Source organism: Streptomyces sp. NPDC046900, from assembly GCF_040644975.1.
GTDB lineage: Bacteria > Actinomycetota > Actinomycetes > Streptomycetales > Streptomycetaceae > Streptomyces.
Genome location: NZ_JBEYXD010000095.1, coordinates 1 through 21,595 on the forward strand (window position 1 = coordinate 1; position 21,595 = coordinate 21,595).

At 68.2% G+C, this 21,595-nt stretch carries 19 protein-coding genes and 3 pseudogenes; 15 read left to right on the plus strand and 7 right to left on the minus strand.

The window, feature by feature from the left end:
- Positions 1–25 precede the first annotated feature (25 nt).
- On the plus strand, positions 26–160 hold the full coding sequence (locus ABZ904_RS43110; protein ID WP_361829619.1) for an FCD domain-containing protein: 135 nt from the start codon (positions 26–28) through the stop codon (positions 158–160).
- A gap of 29 nt (positions 161–189) precedes the next feature.
- Here the strand turns inward: ABZ904_RS43110 and ABZ904_RS43115 are convergent.
- Positions 190–639 (minus strand): annotated as a pseudogene (locus ABZ904_RS43115) (ABC transporter ATP-binding protein); the annotation flags it as partial.
- 783 nt (positions 640–1,422) lie between these two features.
- Between ABZ904_RS43115 and ABZ904_RS43120 the strand changes: the two are divergent.
- A complete protein-coding gene (locus ABZ904_RS43120; RefSeq protein ID WP_361829605.1) occupies positions 1,423–2,703 on the plus strand; it encodes an MFS transporter in 1,281 nt (426 codons plus the stop codon).
- 54 nt (positions 2,704–2,757) lie between these two features.
- Here the strand turns inward: ABZ904_RS43120 and ABZ904_RS43125 are convergent, their stop codons facing one another.
- Positions 2,758–2,922 carry a hypothetical protein gene (locus ABZ904_RS43125; protein ID WP_361829623.1) on the minus strand — a complete coding sequence of 55 codons (165 nt, stop codon included), beginning with the start codon at positions 2,920–2,922 and terminating at the stop codon, positions 2,758–2,760.
- A gap of 255 nt (positions 2,923–3,177) precedes the next feature.
- Between ABZ904_RS43125 and ABZ904_RS43130 the strand changes: the two are divergent.
- Together ABZ904_RS43130 and ABZ904_RS43135 are read left to right on the plus strand one after the other, a co-directional pair.
- Positions 3,178–3,346 (plus strand): annotated as a pseudogene (locus ABZ904_RS43130) (transposase); the annotation flags it as partial.
- Positions 3,347–3,769: 423 nt separating this feature from the next.
- Positions 3,770–3,817, plus strand: a pseudogene (locus ABZ904_RS43135) (hypothetical protein); the annotation flags it as partial.
- Between the two features lie 342 nt (positions 3,818–4,159).
- On the opposite strand, the gene ABZ904_RS43140 reads toward ABZ904_RS43135, so the two are convergent.
- Complete coding sequence (locus tag ABZ904_RS43140) at positions 4,160–4,786, minus strand: isochorismatase family cysteine hydrolase (RefSeq protein WP_361829607.1); 627 nt, start codon at positions 4,784–4,786, stop codon at positions 4,160–4,162.
- A 102-nt stretch (positions 4,787–4,888) separates the two neighbouring features.
- Positions 4,889–5,431, minus strand: coding sequence for a dienelactone hydrolase family protein (locus ABZ904_RS43145; RefSeq protein ID WP_361829621.1), 543 nt, complete (start codon positions 5,429–5,431; stop codon positions 4,889–4,891).
- Positions 5,432–6,581: 1,150 nt separating this feature from the next.
- On the opposite strand from ABZ904_RS43145, the gene ABZ904_RS43150 reads away from it, so the two are divergent.
- The 4 genes from ABZ904_RS43150 (at position 6,582) to ABZ904_RS43165 (ending at position 11,292) form a co-directional block, all read left to right on the plus strand.
- Positions 6,582–7,664, plus strand: coding sequence for an ABC transporter substrate-binding protein (locus tag ABZ904_RS43150; RefSeq protein ID WP_359404903.1), 1,083 nt, complete (start codon positions 6,582–6,584; stop codon positions 7,662–7,664).
- Positions 7,665–7,723: 59 nt separating this feature from the next.
- On the plus strand, positions 7,724–9,484 hold the full coding sequence (locus tag ABZ904_RS43155) for an iron ABC transporter permease (protein ID WP_359404906.1): 1,761 nt from the start codon (positions 7,724–7,726) through the stop codon (positions 9,482–9,484).
- A gap of 50 nt (positions 9,485–9,534) precedes the next feature.
- A complete protein-coding gene (locus tag ABZ904_RS43160; RefSeq protein WP_359404909.1) occupies positions 9,535–10,665 on the plus strand; it encodes an ABC transporter ATP-binding protein in 1,131 nt (376 codons plus the stop codon).
- Between the two features lie 321 nt (positions 10,666–10,986).
- Positions 10,987–11,292 (plus strand): hypothetical protein, encoded by a 306-nt coding sequence (locus ABZ904_RS43165; RefSeq protein ID WP_359404912.1) that lies wholly within the window; start codon positions 10,987–10,989, stop codon positions 11,290–11,292.
- A gap of 78 nt (positions 11,293–11,370) precedes the next feature.
- Here the strand turns inward: ABZ904_RS43165 and ABZ904_RS43170 are convergent, their stop codons facing one another.
- Positions 11,371–11,619 (minus strand): hypothetical protein, encoded by a 249-nt coding sequence (locus ABZ904_RS43170; protein WP_359404915.1) that lies wholly within the window; start codon positions 11,617–11,619, stop codon positions 11,371–11,373.
- Between the two features lie 58 nt (positions 11,620–11,677).
- Between ABZ904_RS43170 and ABZ904_RS43175 the strand changes: the two genes are divergently transcribed.
- Positions 11,678–12,070 (plus strand): hypothetical protein, encoded by a 393-nt coding sequence (locus ABZ904_RS43175; protein ID WP_359404975.1) that lies wholly within the window; start codon positions 11,678–11,680, stop codon positions 12,068–12,070.
- Between the two features lie 189 nt (positions 12,071–12,259).
- On the opposite strand, the gene ABZ904_RS43180 is transcribed toward ABZ904_RS43175, so the two are convergent.
- A complete protein-coding gene (locus ABZ904_RS43180) occupies positions 12,260–13,165 on the minus strand; it encodes an IS110 family transposase (protein ID WP_361002720.1) in 906 nt (301 codons plus the stop codon).
- Between the two features lie 250 nt (positions 13,166–13,415).
- Positions 13,416–13,859, minus strand: a complete 444-nt coding sequence (locus ABZ904_RS43185) for a MarR family transcriptional regulator (RefSeq protein WP_359404921.1) — start codon at positions 13,857–13,859, stop codon at positions 13,416–13,418.
- 216 nt (positions 13,860–14,075) lie between these two features.
- On the opposite strand from ABZ904_RS43185, the gene ABZ904_RS43190 reads away from it, so the two are divergent.
- The 6 genes from ABZ904_RS43190 to ABZ904_RS43215 all read left to right on the plus strand — a co-directional run bounded on the left by ABZ904_RS43190 (position 14,076) and on the right by ABZ904_RS43215 (position 21,595).
- On the plus strand, positions 14,076–15,134 hold the full coding sequence (locus ABZ904_RS43190; RefSeq protein ID WP_361002726.1) for an ABC transporter substrate-binding protein: 1,059 nt from the start codon (positions 14,076–14,078) through the stop codon (positions 15,132–15,134).
- Positions 15,134–15,961, plus strand: coding sequence for an ABC transporter ATP-binding protein (locus ABZ904_RS43195; protein ID WP_359404927.1), 828 nt, complete (start codon positions 15,134–15,136; stop codon positions 15,959–15,961). Before ABZ904_RS43190 ends, ABZ904_RS43195 begins: the two co-directional genes overlap by 1 nt.
- Before the next feature lie 11 nt (positions 15,962–15,972).
- Complete coding sequence (locus ABZ904_RS43200) at positions 15,973–16,809, plus strand: ABC transporter permease (RefSeq protein ID WP_361829611.1); 837 nt, start codon at positions 15,973–15,975, stop codon at positions 16,807–16,809.
- Between the two features lie 95 nt (positions 16,810–16,904).
- Positions 16,905–17,738, plus strand: coding sequence for an NAD(P)-dependent oxidoreductase (locus ABZ904_RS43205; RefSeq protein WP_359404933.1), 834 nt, complete (start codon positions 16,905–16,907; stop codon positions 17,736–17,738).
- The gene (locus ABZ904_RS43210; RefSeq protein ID WP_361829613.1) at positions 17,739–19,811 is read left to right on the plus strand and encodes a hydantoinase/oxoprolinase family protein; all 2,073 of its coding nucleotides are present in this window, start codon (positions 17,739–17,741) and stop codon (positions 19,809–19,811) included. It begins immediately after the preceding gene.
- Positions 19,808–21,595 (plus strand): hydantoinase B/oxoprolinase family protein, encoded by a 1,788-nt coding sequence (locus ABZ904_RS43215; RefSeq protein WP_361002736.1) that lies wholly within the window; start codon positions 19,808–19,810, stop codon positions 21,593–21,595. Before ABZ904_RS43210 ends, ABZ904_RS43215 begins: the two co-directional genes overlap by 4 nt.

Genomic DNA, 21,595 nt, shown 5'->3' on the forward strand with positions numbered 1-21,595 from the left:
GGCCCCGGCGCGCGCCCCGGCCCCCCTGCGGGGGCGCCGCGGCACGGACGAGCACCGCAAGCTCGCGCAGGCGATCGCCAAGCGCGACCTCGAGGCCGCGACGTCGGTGATGTGGACCCACATCAACCGGACGGCCAGGCGGGTCAAGAGCCTCGGCTGATACGCGGTAGCCGACTCCGGGAGAGCCGGCTACCGCGGCTTCGTCACGCCGTCCTGACGGATGGCGCGCATGACCTCTTCCTCGATCATGTGCCAGAACTCGTAGTTGTGCTCCGCGAACTCGGGCAGCCTCTTCACCGCCAGGTCACGCGGGCGCGGGAGAGCGATCTTCACCTCCGCCCTCACCCGGCCGGGTCGTGCCGTCAGCACGATCACACGGTCCGACAGGAAGACGGCCTCGTCGATCTGGTGCGTGACGAAGACGATGGTCGTGCCGGTCTCCCGCCAGATCCTCATCAGCTCGGCCTGCATGACCTCGCGGGTCTGGGCATCGAGCGCCGCGAACGGCTCGTCCATCAGCATCACGCTGGGCGAACTCGCCAACGCCCGTGCGGGGTTCACGCGTTGGCGCATACCGCCGGAGAGCTGGTGCGGATAGTGGTTCTCGAAGCCGCTGAGGCCGACCAGATTGAGATACTCGCGGGCCCGTTCGAGATAGACGGACTGCCGCTACTGCTGGGGCGCAGCACACTGCTTCCACGAGCTCGGCACGACCGACGCCGAAGCGTGGGTTGCCGGTCGTCTCACCACGACCCTGCATGGCCAGGCCGAACGCGCCGCCGCCGAGGGGTTGACATCCGGCTGACCCGAACCTAGTTTGCGAGAGCAGGTCTGGTCTTACCAATTTACCCATAGTCCAGATGAATCGGCACGCCGGAGGATCGATTGATCACGATCGCCGAGTTCGAGGACCATCGCTGGCGCGGGGTCGTCCCGTCGGAGACCCTCGAGGTGTACGCGCCGTACCAGCGCGAGACGAAGGTGGTCGGCCGGGCCGCGCTGCTGGTCGGACCTGTTCGTCAGCGCGTTCCCCACCGGACCCGGTTCGCTGGCCGACGCGGTGCGTGTCAACCGGCGCTCGTGCGGGCCCTACGCCTGGAGGGCCATGCCGGTGCTGCACGACCTGTTCGACACCGTCCGCGACACCCTGCACGTCACAGGCCGTGGATGACGTTTCCGGCACCCGCAGGTGGCGCCGGGGCGAGGCTATGAATCGGAAGATCGCTCACACACGCTGGCAGACGCGTACCCGGGGCCGTAACGGTTCGCGATCACCGCATCCGGCCACGACCGAGGGCCGGTTGGGCGGCTGGTACGGCCCGTCCTCGAGCCGAAGCGCACCCGAGGTGGGCACCGGCGCCGCGGTGTGGTGTGGTGATCGATGCATGAGGCAACGATCTGCTTCCAAGGAGGTCCACGGCAGTGCGCACTGCTCTCCGGCCCGATTCCCTGATCAGGCTCGTACCATCGGTCTTCCTGCCCTCCCTGGTCTTCGAGATCGGCATCGGCGCCCTCACCCCCATGATCGCGCTGAGCAGTCGTGCGCTCGGCGCCTCCGTCGGCGCCGCCGGTCTTGTGCTGGCGCTCCTCGGTCTTGGGCAGATCCTCGGCGACGTTCCGGCGGGCATGCTGGCCGCGCGGCTCGGGGACCGCAGGGCGATGCTCATCGCGGCCGGCGTCGCGGCCGTGGCATTCCTCGGCTGTGCGCTGGCCCGGGAGCTGTGGCAACTGGCCCTGGCCGTGGGCGCGACCGGGGCGACCAACGCCGTGTTCGTCCTCGCCCGCCAGAGCTACCTGACCGAGGCCGTGCCGATCGAGCGGCGGGCGCTGGCGCTGTCCACGCTGGGCGGGATGTCGCGGATCGGCGCGTTCATCGGGCCGTTCGTCGGGGCCGTGGTGGTGCACGGCCACCCGGTGCGGAACGTGTACTGGCTGGCGCTCGGCTGCACGCTGGCCGCAGGGCTGATCGTCCTGCTGGCGCCGGAGGCGGCCGGCGCCGGCCCGGCTCGCGGGCGCACGTCCGCGCCCGTGTCCGTACGTTCGGTGCTGGTACGGCACCGGCGGGTGTTCCTGACGCTTGGCCTGGCCATCCTCCTCGTCGGGTCGGTGCGCGTCACCCGGCAGACGGTGCTGCCGCTGTGGGCCGAGCACCTCGGCCTGGACCCGTCCACGACGAGCGTCGTCTTCGGGATCGCCGGCTTCGTCGACATGGCGACCTTCTATCCGTCCGGAAAGGTCATGGACCGGGCGGGCCGACTGTGGATCGCCGTCCCCTCGATGCTCGTACTCGGTCTTTCGCAGGCCCTGCTGCCGCTCACCCACGGGCTGGTCTCGCTGACGGTGATCGCAGTCCTGATGGGCTTCGGCAACGGAATCGGCAGTGGCATCCTGATGACGCTCGGCGCGGACGTCGCGCCACCGGAGTCCCGCTCGCAGTTCTTGGGCGTCTGGCGGCTGTGCGCCGACTCGGGGGGCGCCGGCGGCCCGCTCGTCGTGTCCACCGCAGCCGGGCTCGGCAGCCTGGCCGCCGGCATCGTCGCGATGGGTGTCGCCGGGGTGCTGGCCGCGGTGGCGCTGCTGCGCTGGGTGCCGCGCTACTCGGCGTTCGCCACGACCGGTTCACGCACCCGCGGCACTGCGGTGGTGGCGAAGGGCGTGCCGGAGCCCCATGCGCCCGATTCATCCTCCCGCCAGCAGGGTTGACGCAGCGTGTGCGTGCCGATAACCCATGTCACCCATGATGAGCTGTAGTTATCGTCACGATGTGATCACATCAGCGGCCTCCAGGGCCGCCTCGGCGCACGCCCGGATCCCGTGGCGATAGGTCTGCTCTACCGATTCTGCTGCCTGTTCCCGAGCTGGCTGCGGCTGCTGGCCCGCTCCTCCGCGGCGAAAGACGCCGAGATCCTGGTGCTGCGCCATCAGCTCAGCGTCCTGGAACGCGGTAGGCCACAGCCCACCGTCACCCTCGGAGACCGGGCGGTGATCGCCGCCCCGGTCAGATTGCTGGGCGAGTGCCGGCGCATCAGCCTGAAATTCCTGGTCACCCCACGTACGGGTTTGCGCTGGCACGCCAGACTGGTGAAGCGGAAATGGACGTATCCGCACCGAGGGCCGGGGCGGCCACGCACGCCCGCTGCCCTGCGGGCTCTGGTCCTACGTCTGGCGAGGGAGAACTGGTTCACCGACTGCGCGACGAACGCGATCACGGGGGTGGCGGTCACACCGGGAGATCCGTCGCGGGAGTCGGTGCCGGCTGCGCTGCGTTCCGCAGTGCTGCGCGAGGACCCCTGCAGCCCGTTCGGCGGTCTGCCGGAGAGGGTGCGTGTGGATAGGGGGCAAGGACCTTGCGTTCGTCGTGCACATCAATCACACCAACCGGGGCGAGCTCGCCAAGCAGGTTCCCGCGCTGAGCTCGGCCGCGGCCGGCAGCGTCCGCCGGCTCGCCGAAGTCCGTAACGCCGACACCAAGGGCTGAACTGAGAGGAACCAGCGACCGACCCGCGCTGTCCGCCGAGCACCGCATGACCATCCGTGCCCTGCGATCCACGGCCCAGCGCATCCGGCACCTCCAGGCCGAGGCTCGCGAGTTGGAGAACGAGCTCCTCCGGCTCGTCCGTCAATAGGCCCCTGAACTCCTGGAGTTGCTCGGCATGGGGCCGATCAGCGCAGCTCGGATCCTGGTCAGCTGGTCGCACCCAGGCCGGTTCCGCTCCGAGCCGCCTTCGCGCCCTGCGCCGGCGTCGCGCCGATCCCGGCTTCGTCGGGTCTGACCGACAAGCGCCGGCTCAATCGGGGCGGCGGCCGCCAACTGAACCGGGCGATGCACACGATCACCCTGATCAGGACGCGGCTTGGTCCTGCCACGAAGACGTGCGTCGCCCGCCGCGTCGGCGAGGGCAAGAGTCCCCGCGACGCGCAGCGATGCCTCAAGCGCACCATCTGCCGCCAGATCTTCAAGATCCTCGAACGAAGGGACCAGCCGACCCCGGAAGCGCTTCTCAAGCGGCTTGACACGACAAAGCGGCCTCGGGGGAGGCTGCCGGGAGGGCGCCGGCTGTGGGGAGGGCGCCGGCTGTGGGGAGCCGGGCGCGGGTCCCGTCCCGGTTGGCAGTTGTCACGGCGGTGGGGGCGCACGCGGGTGCGCCCCCACCGTGGGTCAGGGGGTGGGTGTCGCTGCCGCCGTGAGGGACGGGATCACCTCGGAGGTCGTGCGGACGTGACACATGCGGGGGAAGACCTTCTCCATGAAGAAGTGTCGCTGCTCGGGGAAACCGTGGCAGCAGTCCGAGACGATCGTCACCTGGAAGTCCTTGTCGCGCGCGCTGTAGGCGGTGGACGCTATGCCCACATGGACCGAGCCGCCGACCAGCAGGATGTGGTCGATGTCCCGGCTGCGCAGGGACAGCTCGAGATGGGTGCCGTGCAGAGCGTTCCAGCGGTGCTTGGGGACGTCGTAGTCGCCGTCCTGGGGCGCGATCTCCTTGAGTACCTGGAGCCCGGGGCTGCCCGCCGCGTGCGGGGGCGTGGTGCGCAGCGGGTTGTCGGGGCCCCAGGGACGGAAGTGGCTGTCGGTGTCGGCGATGCTGCGGGCGAAGTCGGCGCCGTCGGCGCGGTGGTCGGCTCGGGCGTAGAAAACCGGCACGCCCGCCGCGCGGCAGGCCGCGATGAGGCGCTGGGTGGGGGCGATGGAGCCGGCGGCCTCGATGGGCTCCCGGTATGCCTCCAGCATGTCGAAGACGACGAGGCCAGTGTGGGCGGGATCGTAGGTGTCGCTGGCTTCCACGGGGTGTGCTCTCCTCAGGGTGCGGGTGTCGCCGAACGGCGAGCGGGTGCGGCAGGGGTTGGGCGGGAGCGCGGAAGAGGGGCAAAGGCCCGTCCGCACGCGTCACTCCTGGCGGCGGTTGGAGGCGAAGTCGTAACTTTCCGAGAATGCGGCGCGGTAGCTCCAGGAGACCTGGTGCGCGGGGCCCCTGCCCTCGAAGCGGGCGCGCAGCCAGTCCACGATGGTGGCGAACGTCTCCCGCGCCTCCCCCTCCCGGAAGCGGCCCGGCATGGTGTCGTTGAGCCAGCCGTGCGGCAGATCCGGGTAGAGGACGAACTCATAGCTGCGGCGGGCGTCTTCGAGCATGTCGCGCACCTTGCGGACATGGTCGACGGACATGGTGTGGTCCTTCTCGCCCCAGAGCCCGAGCACCGGGGAGCGCCCGGCGGCCACCAGCTTCGGATACGGGGTGCCGCGAAGCTCCCCCACCTCGTACTCCCGAGGCTGGGCGCCGCCGTACAGCATCACGACGGCCGTCAGCTCGTCCCCTTCGGCGTCGGCGAGGATGCCGTAACTGCCGCTGCGGCAGATCCCGATGACCGCGAGAGGCGAGTTGGGGCCGCACTCGTCCAGGCCCCTCGCGTACGCGATCTGCGGCGTCGAGATGGCGCAGCACGGCCGCGTCCGGGAGCTCGGGCAGCCGCTCCTCCTCGCCGGTCAGCGGCATGTCGGTGTAGAAGTCCGGTGCCACCACGAGGTGGCAGACGACGACGATCGGGGTGTCGCCGTCGGGCGAGGTGCGCGCAGGGCGGCTCACCTGTCCGGCCGTCACCGGGTCGAGGGGGGTCAACTCCTTGGAGTCGATACGGTCATTGGGACCTCGTTGCTCGGCTCGCGACAAGCGGCGGCACCCCGGGGGTCTCGACACACATGCCCACTCCTTGCTGTTGGCGCTACTGGCTGGTGTGCCGCCCATCCCTGACGGCGGCCGGCGAGTCCAGCGCCGAGAACCGGGCGGCGGTGGCCGCGGAACCGGTTTGGCGCGTGCCCCGCGGACCGTGGGCGGTGGACCGAGAGAGGGACCGACTTCGGGCGCGATGGTGCCATGGGTCTTCCCAAGGCTTTGCAGAGAGAATCAGTCACCTCGGACACGGGTATGAATATATGTACGGTTAGACCAATCAGCAATCGGTAGGAGGAAACGGAAGCATGCTCTCCGCGCGTGGCTCTTGGACCGTCTGCCAGGGCGCGCCGGTGGGCGTGGCGCGGCTCCGGTCGCCGGGGTCCAGGGCGAGGGTCGCGCGGCAACGGCTGGGTTGTCGGCGGCCACGTGGAGACACTGAAGGCGCTGCCCGTTGGGCACGGACCGCGCCGAGACCACGGTCGACAGCGTCGGCGGCTCACCTGTTGGCCGGGGTGGAACCGGCGGTGCCGGCGATGTCGTTATGCAACGAGGGATTTGTTGGAGTCTGGCGAGGTGGCTGTGGTTGGCGCGGTCGAGGGGGGTGGCCGTTCCGTCAGGCGGCGACAAGGATGAGGTTGCGAGCCGTGGCGCTGGTGGTGTGATCGAGGCGGGTCTTGGCCAGGCCGCGGTAGCGGGCGCGGCGTAGACCGGTGGTGTGGTGGCCCGACGGATGGTGCCCTCGACGCCGGCGCGCAGGGCGTAGTCGCGGTTGAAGTCTCCGGTCTACTGGCGGGCGCGGGCGTTGACAAAAGGTAAGACCATCCTGCCATACTCGGCGATCACGTGTTGCGCATCACATGACGGTACTGCCGCTCTGATGGTCGGAGTCGCGGTGAACGAAGGGAACGGGTTATGAGGACGAGAAGTGTCCGGCAGAGCGCCGCCGCTCTGGTCGCGCTGGGGCTTGCGGTGTCCGTCACCGCGTGCGACTCCAGTTCGCCCTCCGGCGGAAGTGGCTCGAAGTACGACGGCATGTCCGTTACTGACCTTGCGAAGGCCGCCGAGACCGAGGGGGTGGTGACCTGGTACACCACCTTCGCCTCCGACGACGTTGACCCGATGATTGCAGCGTTCAACAAGGAGTACCCCAAGATCAAGGTGAAGGCGCTGCGGCTGAGCGCCGACCAGATCCCGCCGAAGATCATCACCGAGCAGAAGGCGCGCCAGTACACCGCCGACGTGGTCGCCGGTGACTCGCCCCAGGTCGCTCAGCTCATACACGCCAAGGCGATGCAGCCCTACACCCCGCCGGACCAGACTTCGCTGCCGTCGGGCCTCTCCTTGCCGAAGGGCTACGAGGGCGTGGTGTACGTCAACACCACCGCGATCGCATGGAACCCGACGGTCGTTGCCCAGAAGCACATGCCCGTGCCGACCGGAGTGGAGTCCTTTGCCGACCCGCGTTGGAAGGGGCAGTTCTCGATCGATCCGTCCGCGGTCAACTGGTACGACTCGCTGATCAAGATGATGGGCCACGACAAGGCGCTCGCGCTGGTGAAGAAGCTCGGCGACAACAGCCCGGTCTTCGTGGAGAGTCACACCGAGGCGCTCACGAAGGTGGCCTCGGGTGAGCCGGCCGGTGCCGCGTCGATCTACGGCTACAAGGCTTCGTCCATGGTCAAGAAGACCCCCAAGCAGGTGGCCTACCTCAACCCCAACCCGTTGCCGGCGTCGCTCAACCTGATCGATGTCGTGGCCAACGCTCCGCACCCGGCCGCTGCCCGTCTCTTCACCGACTGGATGGTGTCGAAGGCCGGCCAGGCGGAGGTGGTGAATCAGACCAACCACGCGACAATTCGCACGGATGTGCAGAACGACGCGAAGGTCTGGGACACGGGCAAGTGGTCGCCCGCCTATGGTGACCCGATGCTGCCGCCTGACACGTACAACTCGGAGCTCAAGGAGTTCGACGAGGCGCTGAAGGCGCCGATGTGACCGACAACCCTGGGATTCCGCTAGTTCGCCCGATCCGTAGCAGGTAGGAAGTTCCCGTCATGGCCACGCTGCTCGAAAAAACGCCTCGCACCGAGGCCGCACCACCCGTCCATAATCGCCCGGGTTGGCGGAGTTTCCTCAGCGGTCGCTCCGTCACCCTCGTCGTCGCCTCGATCATCGTGGCCTACCTGGCGCTCGTGCCGGTATGCACGATGGTCTACGCGAGCCTGCAGAGCCAGTTCCTCGGCGTCGGCGCAAGCGCGTGGACCCTCCACAACTTCGCTAATACCTTCTCCGCACCGGGCTTCGGCTCGCTGGTTGCCAACTCGTTCGAGTACGCGTTCGCCACGGCGGCGGTGTGCATCGTCATCGGGTTCGGGCTGGCCTGGTTGGTGGTGCGCACCAACACCCCGTTCAAGGCCTTTGCGCGTGTTGCGGCTGTGGTCCCGATGATCATCCCGGGTGTCCTCAGCACCATCGCGTGGAGCCTCCTGCTCTCGCCTCACCAAGGCCCGGTCAACGAGCTGCTGCGCAGCATCGGACTGCCTGCCTTCAACGTCTACTCACTATCGGGCATGGTCTTCGTACAGTCGATGCACGTCGTGCCGGTCGCCTTCCTCATGGGCACCGCGGCCTTCTCGTCGATGGACTCCTCGTTGGAGGAGGCCGCGCTGGCCTCTGGGGTCTCGCCGGTCCGCACGTTCTTCAGTATCACCGTCCGCATGGTCCGCCCGGCAATCCTGTCGGCCGCGCTGCTGATGTTCATCCAGACGATCTCGACCTTCGAGGTGCCGCAGCTCATCGGCGTGCCCGGGCACTCCTACGTCTTCGTGAGCCAGATCTACGCCGCGCTTCAGAAGTTCCCCGCCGACTACGGCACTGTCGGCGTGATCGGCGTCTTCATCCTTGTGATCGCGGTGGTGGGACTTTACCTGTCGCGGAAGGTCAGTAAGGGCAACGGCGTTCAGACGATCACCGGCAAGGGCTTCCGTGCCCAGGTTCAGGATCTCGGCAAGTGGCGCTGGCTCGGCGTGGTGTGTTTCCTGCTCTTCTTCGTCGTCGCGGTGCTGCTGCCGATCGCGATGCTGCTGTGGTCGTCGCTGCTCCCGGGCTACGAGCCGCCGTCCGTGCAGGCACTCCAGGACTTCACACTCAGCAACTACTCGGGCATCTGGCATCGCCCGGTGCTGGTGTCGTCCCTGAAGAACAGCCTCATCGTCTCCGTCAGTACCGCCGTGATCGTGACGGCCCTGAGCGCCGTGGTCGCCTACATCACAGTGAAGACCAAGGTCGTCGGCCGTGGCATCCTCGACGGCCTGGCCACCGTGCCGATCGCGGTCCCGAGCATCGTGATGGGCGTCGGAATCCTGTACTTCTATCTGGCAGCGCCGCTCCCGTTTCACCTCTACGGCACGACCATGATCTTGGTGATCGCATTCGTGACGATCACCATGCCTTACGGCATGCGGTACATCGTCCCTGGTATGCAGGCCATCAAGGACGAGCTGGAGGAGGCCGCCACGAGCAGCGGAGCCAGCTGGCTGGAGAGCTTCCGGCGGATCTTCATACCGCTGGTCATGCCGTCGCTGCTCGCGGCGTTCCTCTACTCGATGATCGTGTCGTTCCGGGAAATCTCCGCGGCGGTCTTCCTCTACTCCTCGGGCACCGAGCTCGTATCGGTGGAGATCTACGACCTCTACCGCAACGGCACCTATCCGGTCGTTGCGGCGCTCGGAATCGTGATGGTCATCGTCCTGGTCATCCTCGTTGCCCTTGTCCGGCTCCTGTCCCGCGCCGTCGGCATCAAGCAGCGTTCCTGAGCCGCCAACTCCCAGACGCACGAAACGAAGCTGAAGGAACGAAAGAACCGATGATCAAGCTGACCGGACTGACCAAGCGCTACCCGGGCCGCACCGTCGTGGCCAACGCCGTCGACGGCCTTGACCTGGAGATCCCCGAGGGCAAGCTCGTCTCCCTGCTCGGACCCAGCGGCTGTGGCAAAACGACCACACTGCGGATGATCGCGGGGCTGGAGCGCAACGACGCCGGAACCATCGAGATAGACGGCACGGTGGTCTCCGATCCGGCCCGTCGCGTGTACCTCGGCGCCGATCGCCGTCCCATCGGCATCGTGTTCCAGTCCTACGCCATCTGGCCACACATGACCGTGGCTCAGAACGTCATGTTCCCGCTGCGGGTCGGCAAGTCGAAGGTCTCGCGCGAGGAGGCGAACAAGCGTGCGCTCGAGGCGCTCGACATGGTCGGCCTGGCTGACTTCGCGACTCGGCCGGCGCCTGACCTCTCCGGTGGCCAGCAGCAGCGCGTCGCCCTGGCGCGTGCCCTGGTCCGGCGGCCGAAGGTGCTCCTGCTCGACGAACCCCTGAGCAACCTCGACAAGGGCCTGCGCGACCGCATGCGCGACCAGATCCGTGAGGTCCAGCTGGACCTGGGCATCACCACGGTTTTCGTCACGCACGACCAGGACGAAGCGCTCGCGATCTCCGACGAGGTCATCGTCATGAACAGCGGCAACATCGTCGAGCGCGGCCTGCCGCAGGAGATATACACCTTCCCCCGCAACGAGTTCACCGCCCGATTCCTCGGCGTCAGCAACAGCATGGACGGTGTCGTCGAGGCCGTGACAGAAAAGGGTGTCGCCGTGCGCTTGGGCGACTCCGTGCTCACCTGCGCGACGGCGCCCGATGTCGCCAAGGGCGACGCGGTCAGAGTCTTCATCCGTCCCGAGTCCTTCCGGCTCTCCCGCAAGGAGGGTCCGTGGAAGGGCGAGGTCGAGTTCAGCATCTACAAAGGCGACTGCTGGGACTACCACGTACGCGTCGGCGGGAAGTCGCTTCGCGTGCGCGTCTACCAGCCGAAGGTCGGCCTCGCCCACGGTGACAAGGTCTTCCTTACGCCGGACCCCGAGACGGCCATCGTCGTTCCTCACAAGCCTGTCACCGGCGAGTCCAGCCCCGCCGCTGCCCTTCCGACTCCCGCCTAGAACACCTCCGGCGGGATCCAGCCCATCGAAGGCGTGAGACCACGCCGCGAACTGAAGGAGTTCTGCATTGACCGCGCCTCTGCTCCGTGCGCGCGGGCGTTCCGGCACCGCTGGACGGAGTTGACTACCCCGCTCCGCGCTTGCCGCCCTACCTCCTGCAGGAGCGCACCGACAACGCGGAGGACCTGATGCCGTTGGCGCGCTCTCATGTGCGCCGCCGCTACGGCCGCCCGGCCCTGGGTGACGTCGGCCCCGGGTGACGAACTGCTGATCGTCACCTTCCCTCACCGGAACGAGGCGGTCTTCGAGGCCATCAAGCGCGTGCTGCTCGAGATCGGTGTGGCGAAGGTCGATCGCATCGATGTCACCTGGGTGACCGAAGCGGATGCCCTGAATGGTCGAACCGAGCAAGTGGCCGGAGATGCATGCCCCCTTCGGCCACAGCGAGGCCTGCTCCTCGGTGACCTCCCAGCCGATGTCGTCGGCATCAGCTGCTTGGCCTCGCGCAGGAAGGTCTCGGCGAACGAGATTCAGCGCCCCGCCGACAGCAGTCCCGAGGACCTCGCGGCCGCCGCACTCCGGTCCCAGTGCTCAGCGCCGAAGCCAAAGTGGATCACACCGGCTTGAGCCTGCTCGGGCAGGTTGGTCCAGGAGTCGTTCGCTCGCGCGGAAGTATTGCGTCCGTGTCCCCAGGATCTATGAGCGCTATCGGACCGTGCTGAAACCGACCAGGGTCCCCGCCGGGGACTTCAGGGCGCCGTCGAACGCGGAGAAGGACGAAAGCCGTTGGTGGCGCAGTGGGGCGGAGTCTCGTTGAAGCGCAAAACCAGCATCGGCAGCCTCGACGATCACCCGACACAGGTGTGGAACAGCGCGCGCAACGAAGTGATCAAGCGCCTGCTCGCCGACACCCGCGAGATGTGCGGGTCGCACGACGGTGTCGAAGTGCGCCACATCCGACACCTCAAAGACCTGACCGTCCCGGGGCCCCAAGCCCGTCTGGGCTCAGATGATGGCCGCGTGCCGTCGGAAGACCCTGGTCGTCTGCCGCGTCTGCCACGAGGACATCCACTACGGCGCGAGTCGCTCACGGCAGAACTCATGGCCGGATGCGGTTACAAGCCTCAAGTCCGGTTCGGTGGGGGGCCGTCGAAAAAGGACCTGGTCACAGGCACCCCGCTGGCGGCCTACCCAGCGCATGTCCGGTTTGAAGCGGCGGGGACTGGAAACGGTCAGTCACCGCGCCAGTCCCCGAATATGTAGGGCCGTTTGTGAAGAGCGCATGGGGAGTTGGGGCCCGCTGGAGTGGGCCCGGGGTGTTGGTGTGGGACCGGCGGGAGGCCGGGGTGCGTGTCGTGCGACGACGCGCGGTCAGCCTAATATCCGCGGATTGGGTACCACATGACCGAGTATGCGTCAGTGGCCGGGCCGCTGGTCTACTGCCGAGCGTCGCCCGTGGTGAGCGGGCTACTCATAGGGTCCGCGGGCATCGCCCCTCGCGCTGCACGGCCCGGCCTTCCCGCTGGCCGTTCTGTGGGGCCGGTGCAGCAAGCGTCAGTCCATCACCGCCAAGCTCCAGCACCAGCCGGCCAGTTCACGGGCGACAGCCACGGCGGTAACGTTCGTGCTCTTCTTGCGGGCAAGGAAGCTCTCCCATCGTCGGTGCAGCCGCCGGTTGCCGCGGTCCGCGCGCAAACACGGGGGCCGGGGCCCGTTCCATGCGACGGCGCAGGGCCGCGCTGGGGTAGCGGTAGGGCTGGTAGTGATGCCAGGCGGCCACGATCAGCAGCCGTCGGACGTGCGTGTTGCCGGTCTTGGTGATCGGCCCCTGGGACCGGCTGGCGCCGGAGGAGTGGTCGCTGGGGACCAGGCCGAGATAGGCGCCGATGGTGGCCCCGGCGAACCGGTGCCAGTCGCCGATCTCCGCGGCCAGCCCAAAGGCGGAGAGCGTGTCGATGCCGCGCAGGCAGGACAGCCGGCGCACCACCGGCCACCACTGGGGCCGTGCGGCCGCGTCGGCGATGCGCCGGTCGAACCGGCCGCGCAGCGCCTCCAGCGCCAGGACCTGCTCCAGCGCCTGGTCGAAGGCGAACTGGGTGTCCGGGTCGGGGAACCGCTGGGCGGTGAGCCATCGGTGGTGCTGCCGTGTCCAGCCGGTCCCGCCGCAGTACACCCGGCCCTGGCGCAGCAGGAGCTTGGAGACGCGGTGGCGGGAGCGGGTCAGGTCCCGGCGGACGTCATCCCGGCTGCGGACAAGGTCCCGGGCGGCTTCCTGGACCTGATCGGGGACATGCACCGCGGGTAGTTCGTCCAGCCGCTGGGCGTCGCGCCGGTCGGTCTTGATCCGCTCTCTGGCGGGACGCTCCATCTTCGACGGCGCCGCCACCACGCAGCGGATCCCCGCCGCCTCCAGGGCACGGGCGAGCACGAACCCGTTCGCCCCGGCCTCGTAGGCGACCGCGGCCGGCTGCGGCAGGCCGGGCCACCCAGGCCACCACATCGTCCGCGTTCGCCACCAGGCGCTCGCTGAAGATCCCTCCGGCCTCGCAGTCCAGTGCCCACGCCGTGGTGGAGCGGGCATGGACATCCAGGCCGACCGAAGTACGCTCGGAAAACATCCGGTGCCTCCCGGTAATTGCGGCACTACCCGCCACCGTGCTCACCGGCAGGCAACCCGCGTCAACTTACGCGGGGGCATGGGTCCCCAGCCCAAAGCCGGTCACGGGTTCCGAACGCTTCATACGGTCTACTCAGATCAGGTCGGCGAGCCGGTTCAGCAGCGGGATGGCTGAGGTGAGGCGCCGGATCTCGCCGGAGGAGAAGCGCTCGTCGAGTACCTCCACCATCGTGCGGGCCGCGGCCTGGTCGTGGCTGGCGAGCGCGGCCCGGCCGGCTCGGGTCAGCGCGATCACCGTGCGGCGTCCGTCGGTGGAGTGGGCCTCGCGGGTGACCAGTCCGCACGTCTCCAGGTCGCGGACCACGGCCGCGATGGCCTGGGAGGTGACCTTCTCATGGCGCGCGATTTCGGTAGGGGAGAGCGCGCCCTCGTGCGAGAGCCGGAGGAGGACGAGCAACTCGGTGAACTTCACTGCTCCCTCGGCGTCGCCCTCGGACGAGACGCGGCGCAGCCGTCGGGCGACGCGTCCGATGGCAACGCGGAGCTCCTGGGAGACGTAGGTCAGATCGTCGGACATGGGCTGAGGGTATCCCGCTTCCATCCGTGTCGGGGTGTCGACGTACCGCGCGGTTGCGTCGCCAGATCGCTCATCCAGGTTACGTAACCACATTTACAAAGTTAATCGGGCCAATGGATTGACCATACGAATCTTCGCCACTAGCGTCCCGAGCTGTCGGCCCTCGACGGGGCCGCGTGACACCCGAGTTCAGGCAATCCTCACAGGGGGTTTCACATGTCGCTCCACCGTCGTAGTCGCCGTTGCCTGACGGCTGCGATCTCCTCGGTCCTCCTGCTCGCCGGGAGTCTCACCGCCTGCGGCGGCAACTCCTCGGCCTCGGGCTCCAGCCTCCCGACCGTCACGATCGGCAAGGCGGTCGACACCATCGGCTTCTCCACGATCGACGTCGCCGAGAAGATGGGCTATTTCAAGGACGCCGGCGTCAACGTCAAGACGGAGCAGCTGCAGGGCAGCAGCCAGACCACCGCCGCCTTGCAGGGAGGCAGCATCCAGTTCGCCACGCTCTCCTCGACCGCGCTGCTGCTGGCCTCCAGCAAGGGAGTGAAGCTGCAGGCGATCGCCAGCCTTGACCACGGCGTCTCAGTCCAGATCGTGACGACCAAAGACTGGGACGGCAAGCGCGGCATTGCGCCGAACCAGCCGCTCAGTCAGCGGATGAAGGGGCTCGAAGGCGCCAAGGACGCCGCGATCTCCTCGACCGGCACGTCCGTGCTGAAGCTGATGATGAAGCAGAACGGTGCCGACCCGGGCAAGGTCGACTTCGTCACCGTCGGCTCCGACGCGGCAGGCTCGGCCGCCCTGGGCCACGGCACCCTGCAGGTCTTCGTCGGCTCGCCACCGTCGACGTACTACATGGTCGACCACGCGAACAGCGAGATCATCGCCAACGCGACGGAGGTCCCCGCGATGAAGACCATGGCCTACGACATCGCCATCACCAACCCGTCGTGGGCGCAGGCACACAAGTCCGAGGCCAAGGGCGTCGCGACGGCGCTCGCGCGGGCGGAGAACCTGATGGCGACGAACCCCGACAAGGTCATCGCCCTGGAGCAGAAGCACTTCCCGTCCTACAGCAAGGACGAGCTGATGAAGAGCCTCAAGAGCGTGCAGTGGACCACCAACGGCACCTTCACCCAGGCGATGTGGGACGACGCCGTCAAGGTCTCTCAGGAGATGGGTCAGCTCAGCGGCAGCGTCGACGCCAAGGAGAACGGCCTGTGGACCAACCAGTACCTCGACACCGCAGCGATGTCGGCCTCCGGGAGTAACTGATGTCGTTCAGCCAGCCCACCAGCGTCCCCAGCTCGGCCTCCGAGCCGCGCCGGGCGGCGAACCCGACGTCGATCCGCATCATCGATGTCGAGCAGCGGTTCACGCCGGCCAACCGACCGGCGTTCAACGCCCTGGAAGGTGTGAGCTTCGACATCGGCGCGACCGAGTTCTGCTCCATCGTCGGGCCGAGCGGCTGCGGCAAGAGCACCGTGCTCAACATGGTCGCCGGCTTGCTCCAGCCCACCTCGGGTCGGATCGAGGCACTCGGCAAGACGGTACAGGGCGTCAACACCGAGGTCGGGTACGTCACGCAGGATTCCAACCTGCTGCCCTGGCTGACGGCCGCCCAGAACATCGAGCTCCCGCTGAAGATCCGTGGCTTCGCCAAGGGAGAGCGAGAGCAGCTGGTCCAGGAGTGGATCCGCCTGGTCGGCCTGGACGGCTTCGAGACCTCGTACCCGCACCAGCTCTCCGGCGGCATGCAGAAGCGTTGTGCGATCGCGCGCACGCTGGTCTACGACCCCGAGGTGCTCCTTCTCGATGAGCCTTTCGGTGCCTTGGACGCGATCACGAAGACGGTCCTCCAGGGTGTGCTGCTCGACCTGTGGTCGAACAAGCGGCGCAGCGTCCTCTTTGTGACGCACGATCTCAACGAAGCGATCACGCTCTCCGACAAGGTCGTCGTGATGACGAAGCGTCCAGGCACGGTCAAGGCGATTGTCGACATCGACCTGCCCCGCCCGCGAGACGTCTACGAGATCGGTTCCGACCCGCGCTTCGCAGAGTTGCACCACGACCTGTGGTCGCTGTTCAAGAGCGAGATCTGAGAGGAGGCGCCATGAGTGTCATGCAGCGTTCCCAGACCAAGGCCCCCCCTGAGGCGGCCGACATGGAAGCCGGCGCTCGGGCTCGCGCGTTGCGCGTACCGGCTACGGCACAGATCACCCTCGGCCGCCTGGCGATCGTCGTCGTGCTCGTCGCTGCCTGGCAGCTGTGCTCGGGCCGGGTGGTCCCCGCGTATCTGATCAGCAGTCCGACCGCGGTGGCACACCGCCTCTACGACCTGTTCAAGAGCGGCGATGTGTGGCCCGACATCGGGATCACCACCGAGGAGCTCGTCCTCGGGTACGTCATCGGCATGGTCGGCGGCATCGTCGTCGGTGTCCTGCTCGGCAGCTCGCGGATCGCAGCCGCCCTGATCGAGCCGCTGCTGGCCGCTCTCAACAGCATCCCGAAGATCGCGCTGGCGCCGCTCTTCCTGCTGTGGTTCGGCATCGGCCTGGGCTCGAAGATCGCCATCGCGGCGATGACGGTCTTCTTCGTGATGTTCTACAACGTCTACATGGGCATGGGTACTATCCCAAGCGGCCTGGCCAACACCCTGCGGATCATGGGCGCCAGCCGTCAGGTGATGGTCCGCCAGTTGGTCTTGCCGCAGCTCACTGTCCCGATCCTGGCCGGCCTCAAGGCCGGCGTGTCCTTCGCGATGATCGGTGTCGTAGTCGGCGAATTCGTCGCGGCAAACAGCGGCCTGGGCTACTACGTCCGCAACTCGACCGATCTCTTCGACTCCCCGGGTGTGTACGCAGGCATCATCCTGTTGATGCTCCTGGTGCTGATCGGCATCGGTCTCGTCACGCTGCTGGAGCGCCGCCTGCTGCGCTGGCGTCGCTGACCCATGCCTGGTCGGCCGACCCCCTCCTCTCTCCCTCACCCGCGTGGCGCCAACTCCCGCCCGCATCTCACAACAGACAAGGGGTCTAGTTCGTCATGTCCTCAAAAAGCGATCCGACCGTCGGCGTGATCGGCCTCGGAGCCATGGGACGCCCCGCCGCCGAGCTGCTCGCGGCTGCCGGCTACGAGACGTACGCCTACGACACCGACACCGCCACCCTCGACAAGGCGGCCGCCAAGGGCGTCAAGCCGGTCGACGACCTGAGGCGACTCGGTGCCGCCAGCTCGGTCGTGCTGGTCTTCGTCCCGACCGACGACGACGTCATCGCAGTCTGCTCGGACGAGCACGGTATCCTCGCCCAGGCGGCTGCGGGCAGCACCATCCTGATCTGCAGCTCGGTGCGGCCCGACACCTGCGAGAAGGTGGCCGCACTCGCCGCCACGCACCGAGTCGATGTGCTGGACGCCGCCCTCACCGGCGGCGTACGTGCCGCCGAGGCCGGCACGATCAATCTCCTGGTCGGTGGCGAGGCCGCCGTCCTCGACAAGGTCCGCCCTACGCTCCAGCCCTGGTGCGGGACCGTCCACCTGCTGGGTGGTCTCGGCGCGGGTCAGGTCGGCAAGACCGTCAACAACCTCTGCCACTGGGGCCAGCTCTCCGTCATCGTCGAGGCGCTTCGCCTGGGCCGTGAGCTCGGCGTGGAGCCGGAGCTGCTCCGCGCGGCCCTGATGGACGCCCCGCCCGCGAGCCGGACCCTGAAGGAGATGCAGCTGATGCGTCTCACCTGGCACCACAAGGACCTCGCCAACGCCATGAAGATGGCCGGTTCGGTCAACGTCGACCTGCCGGTCGCGACGACCGTGCAGGAGGCCATGCAGCACATCACGGTCGCGGACATCGCCGACCTCTACACCCCCAAGGAGCAGTGAATGGGTCGCTTCCGCGTCTCCGTTGACACCGGCGGCACGTTCACCGACTTCGTCCTCCTCGACGAGGAGACCCGTGAGATCGAGATCGCGAAGATCCTGTCCTCGCCGCACGATCCCTCCGTCTCGGTCATCGAGGGCGTGGGCAACTTCCTCGTCGAGGGCGACAGCCGCGCGATCAGCTACTTCTGTCACGGCACGACGGTTGGCACGAACGCCCTCCTCGAGGAGAAGGGCGTCACGACCGGGCTGCTGGTCACCGACGGGTTCCGCGGCATCTACGAGATCATGGAGCAGGCCCGTCCGCACGGCCCGGCGCTCTTCGACCTGGAGTACGACAAGCCGGCGCTGTTGGCCCCAGAGAGCCGTACCGGCGAGGTCGTCGGCCGCTTCGACCACCAGGGCAGTGAACTGATCGCGCTCGACGAGGAGTCCGTGCGTGCAGCGGTCGACCGCCTCGCGGATGAGGACGTCGAGTCGATCGCGGTCTGCCTGCTCTTCTCCTACCTGCGTCCGGAACACGAGCGCCGGGTCCGGGAGATCATCGCCGAGAAGCTGCCGGAGGTCGCGGTCTCGCTGAGCAGCGACGTCCTGCCGCAGATCCGAGAGTACCCGCGGCTGAGCACGACCGTGATCAACGCCTACCTCCAGCCGATCGTGGCGCGCTACCTGGCCAACCTCCGTAGCCGGCTCACCGAACTCGGCGTCACGACGCCGCAGACGTACGTCATGCAGTCCAACGGCGGCACCTCGACCTTCGAGAAGGCGGGGGAGAAGGCAGCGGCGACGCTGCTCTCCGGTCCGGCCGGCGGCGTCACCGCCGGGGCGCGCCTGAGCCGTCTGACCGGTATCGACAAGGTCATCACCTTCGACATGGGGGGCACCTCGTGTGACGTCGCCCTGATCGAGGGCGCCCAGCCAGGTCTGAGCACCGGGGGCGTCATCTCCGGCCGCCACGTCGCCCTCCCCGCGCTCGACATCGACACCGTCAGCGCCGGCGGCGGCACCCTCGCCTCCGTGGACGCCCAAGGTGTCCTCAACGTGGGCCCGGACAGCGCCGGCTCCGTCCCGGGGCCCGCCTGCTACAGCCGAGGCGGCACCCGGCCCACGGTCACCGACGCCAACCTCGTCCTGGGCTACCTGGGCAGTTCCCGCCTGGGCGGCAACTTCGGGCTCGACATCGACAAGGCCCGTGAGGCCGTCCGTGCCGAAGTCGCCGACAAGCTCGGCCTCGATGTCGTCGAGGCGGCCAAGGGCATCGTCGACGTGGTCAACATCCAGATGGAAGAGGCCATCCGGGGCATCTCCACCGCTCGCGGGTACGACCTGCGCGACTTCGTCCTCATCGGCTTCGGTGGTGCCGGCCCGGTCCACGCCGCGGCGATGGCGCAGGATCTCCACATGGCCGGGGTACTGATCCCCGCCCACCCGGGTGTCCTTTCCGCGCTCGGCCTGCTCATGGCCGACGTCCAGCACGACCACGTGCGCTCGCACCTGTCGGACCTGTCCGCGCTCGACGTCGCCACGGTCACCTCGATCGTCGACGACCTCTCGGCGGCGGCCCGCGCCGAGCTGGAGGAAGAGGGGTTCACCGAGGCGACGATCCAGCTCGACCCCTCCCTGGACATGCGCTACAAGGGCCAGGGCTACGAGCTCCGCGTGCCGGTCACGAAGGTGATGCTCCAGGAGAGAGGCTTCGGTGCCGTCAGGAAGGCCTTCGACGTCGAGCATCAGGAGCGCTTCGGCCACTCGGCGCCCGACGAGCCGGTCGAGGTCGTCTCCTACCGGATGACCGGCCGGGGTGTCGTGCCTGAGGTTCGCCTCGTGGAGCACCAGGCCACCGGCCGCGCGGTAGAGGACGCCGTCGTCGGCAACCGTCCGGCGCGCTTCGCCGAGGGCATGGCGGACACCCCGATCTACGCCCGCGACCTGCTCGACGTGGGCCACGAGTTCGAGGGGCCGGCCATCGTCGACCAGAAGGACACCACGGTTGTCGTCCTGCCGGGTCAGAAGGCCCGCGTCGACGCGTATCTCAACATCTTCATCACTCCCGTCCAGCAGGAGGAGGCGCGATGACCGCCACCCAGTCCACGGCCGACAAGGCCCGCGCCACCATCGACCCGGTGACCTTCCAGATCCTGCGGGCCCGGCTCAACGGCCTGGTGCAGGAGATGCAGCTCTCGCTCTTCCGAACCGGCTTCTCGACCATCATCCGCGAGTCGCAGGACGCGTCCTGTGCGCTGCTCGACCCGGCCGGCCGCGTCGTCGCCCAGCACGTCGTGCTGCCGCTCCACATCGGCGCCTTCCCGGCGTGCGCGAAGGCGGTGCTCGACGAGTACGGCGACGACCTCAGGCCTGGGGACGCGTACCTGATCAACCACACCCACCTCGGTGGCAGCCCCCACGCGCCGGACTTCTTCATCATCTGCCCGATCTTCATCGACGGCACCCTGCTCGGCTTCGCCGCCAGCATGGCCCACAAGGGCGACATCGGCGGCCCGGTACCGGGCAGCTGCTCGGCGGCGGCGACCGAGATCTACAACGAGGGTCTGCACCTGCCGGCCGTCACCTACCAGCGCAACTACGAGACCATCCGTGATCTCGAGCGGATCATCGCCGCCAACAGCCGGACGCCCACGGTGGTGGTCGGCGACATGCGCGGCCAGCTGGGCTCGGTACGCCTGGGTGAGCGTCGTATGGCCGAGATCGCGGAGAAGCACGGCGTGGACGAGCTCCTCGCCTACTTCCGCGAGCTGCTCTCCGTCTCGGAGGAGCGGGTCCGGGCGGCCGTGCGCTCCTGGCCGGACGCGACCGCGTCGGCCGAGCGGTACGTCGACGACGACGGCATCAACCTCGACCACTCCTACAAGGTCCACGTCACGGTCACCAAGACCGGCGACAGGATCTCCTTCGACTTCACCGAGTCCGACGACCAGACCAGCGGCGCCGCCAACATCCGTCCGCCGCTGCTCCGTGCGGCCTGCGCGTACGCCGTGATCGCGCTGCTCGGTCCGCAGACCTGGGTCAACTCCGGCCTGCTCGACGCGATGGACATCGTCACCCGCAAGGGCAGCGTGGTCGACCCGCACTTCCCGGCCGCGGTCAACACCTACAACCCGACCGTGCACGCGGTGGTCGACGCGCTTTTCGAGGCGCTCAGCCACATCGTTCCCGGCCGCGGTCGTGCGGACGGCTGCGCGAGCCGCTCGTTCGTGATGAGCGGCGGACGCGAGCCGGGCACGAAGAAGTACGTTCAGTACGAGCTCTTCGGCGGTGGCACCGGTGCCCGCCCCGACCATGACGGTGTGTCGGGCTCCTCGGTCAACCACACCAACGGCAAGATCGCCCCGATCGAGATCGTTGAGTCGGAGTACCCGACCCGCGTGCTGCGCTGCGAGCTGATCCGGGACTCCGCCGGTGCCGGCCGCTTCCGCGGCGGCCTTGGCATCCGCCGTGAGTACGAGGTGCTGGAGCCGGCCCGCTTCTCGCTGCGCTCGACCCGCCACAAGATCGCGCCGCTCGGCGTCGATGGCGGCGGTGAGGGCACGGTCGGCAAGCTCACGATCAACCCCGGCACCCCCGAGGAACGCGTCCTGCCCTCGCGCTACGCCGAGCTCCCGCTCAAGGTCGGCGACACGTTCCTGCTGGAGACGCCGGGCGGTGGCGGTTACGGCCTGCCGACCGAGCGCGACCCGCAGCGGGTCCTCGCCGATGTCCGCAACGGCTACGTCTCCACCGCGGCAGCCCAAGCGACGTACGGCGTCGTGCTGACGCGGAGTCAGGAGGGCCTGGTCGTCGACACAGCCGCCACCGAAGCGGCCCGCGCCGCACTGACCCCCATTGTTACGAAGGAGGCCTGA

Coding starts and splice junctions, on each gene's coding strand:
- ABZ904_RS43125 (WP_361829623.1), bottom strand. CDS start 2,922: ATGGCGCAGCACCAGGATCTCGGCGTCTTTCGCCGCGGAGGAGCGGGC.
- ABZ904_RS43195 (WP_359404927.1), top strand. CDS start 15,134: ATGTCGTTCAGCCAGCCCACCAGCGTCCCCAGCTCGGCCTCCGAGCCG.
- ABZ904_RS43175 (WP_359404975.1), top strand. CDS start 11,678: ATGGCCGCGTGCCGTCGGAAGACCCTGGTCGTCTGCCGCGTCTGCCAC.
- ABZ904_RS43155 (WP_359404906.1), top strand. CDS start 7,724: ATGGCCACGCTGCTCGAAAAAACGCCTCGCACCGAGGCCGCACCACCC.
- ABZ904_RS43185 (WP_359404921.1), bottom strand. CDS start 13,859: ATGTCCGACGATCTGACCTACGTCTCCCAGGAGCTCCGCGTTGCCATC.
- ABZ904_RS43160 (WP_359404909.1), top strand. CDS start 9,535: ATGATCAAGCTGACCGGACTGACCAAGCGCTACCCGGGCCGCACCGTC.
- ABZ904_RS43215 (WP_361002736.1), top strand. CDS start 19,808: ATGACCGCCACCCAGTCCACGGCCGACAAGGCCCGCGCCACCATCGAC.
- ABZ904_RS43200 (WP_361829611.1), top strand. CDS start 15,973: ATGAGTGTCATGCAGCGTTCCCAGACCAAGGCCCCCCCTGAGGCGGCC.
- ABZ904_RS43205 (WP_359404933.1), top strand. CDS start 16,905: ATGTCCTCAAAAAGCGATCCGACCGTCGGCGTGATCGGCCTCGGAGCC.
- ABZ904_RS43210 (WP_361829613.1), top strand. CDS start 17,739: ATGGGTCGCTTCCGCGTCTCCGTTGACACCGGCGGCACGTTCACCGAC.
- ABZ904_RS43180 (WP_361002720.1), bottom strand. CDS start 13,165: ATGTGGTGGCCTGGGTGGCCCGGCCTGCCGCAGCCGGCCGCGGTCGCC.
- ABZ904_RS43190 (WP_361002726.1), top strand. CDS start 14,076: ATGTCGCTCCACCGTCGTAGTCGCCGTTGCCTGACGGCTGCGATCTCC.
- ABZ904_RS43150 (WP_359404903.1), top strand. CDS start 6,582: ATGAGGACGAGAAGTGTCCGGCAGAGCGCCGCCGCTCTGGTCGCGCTG.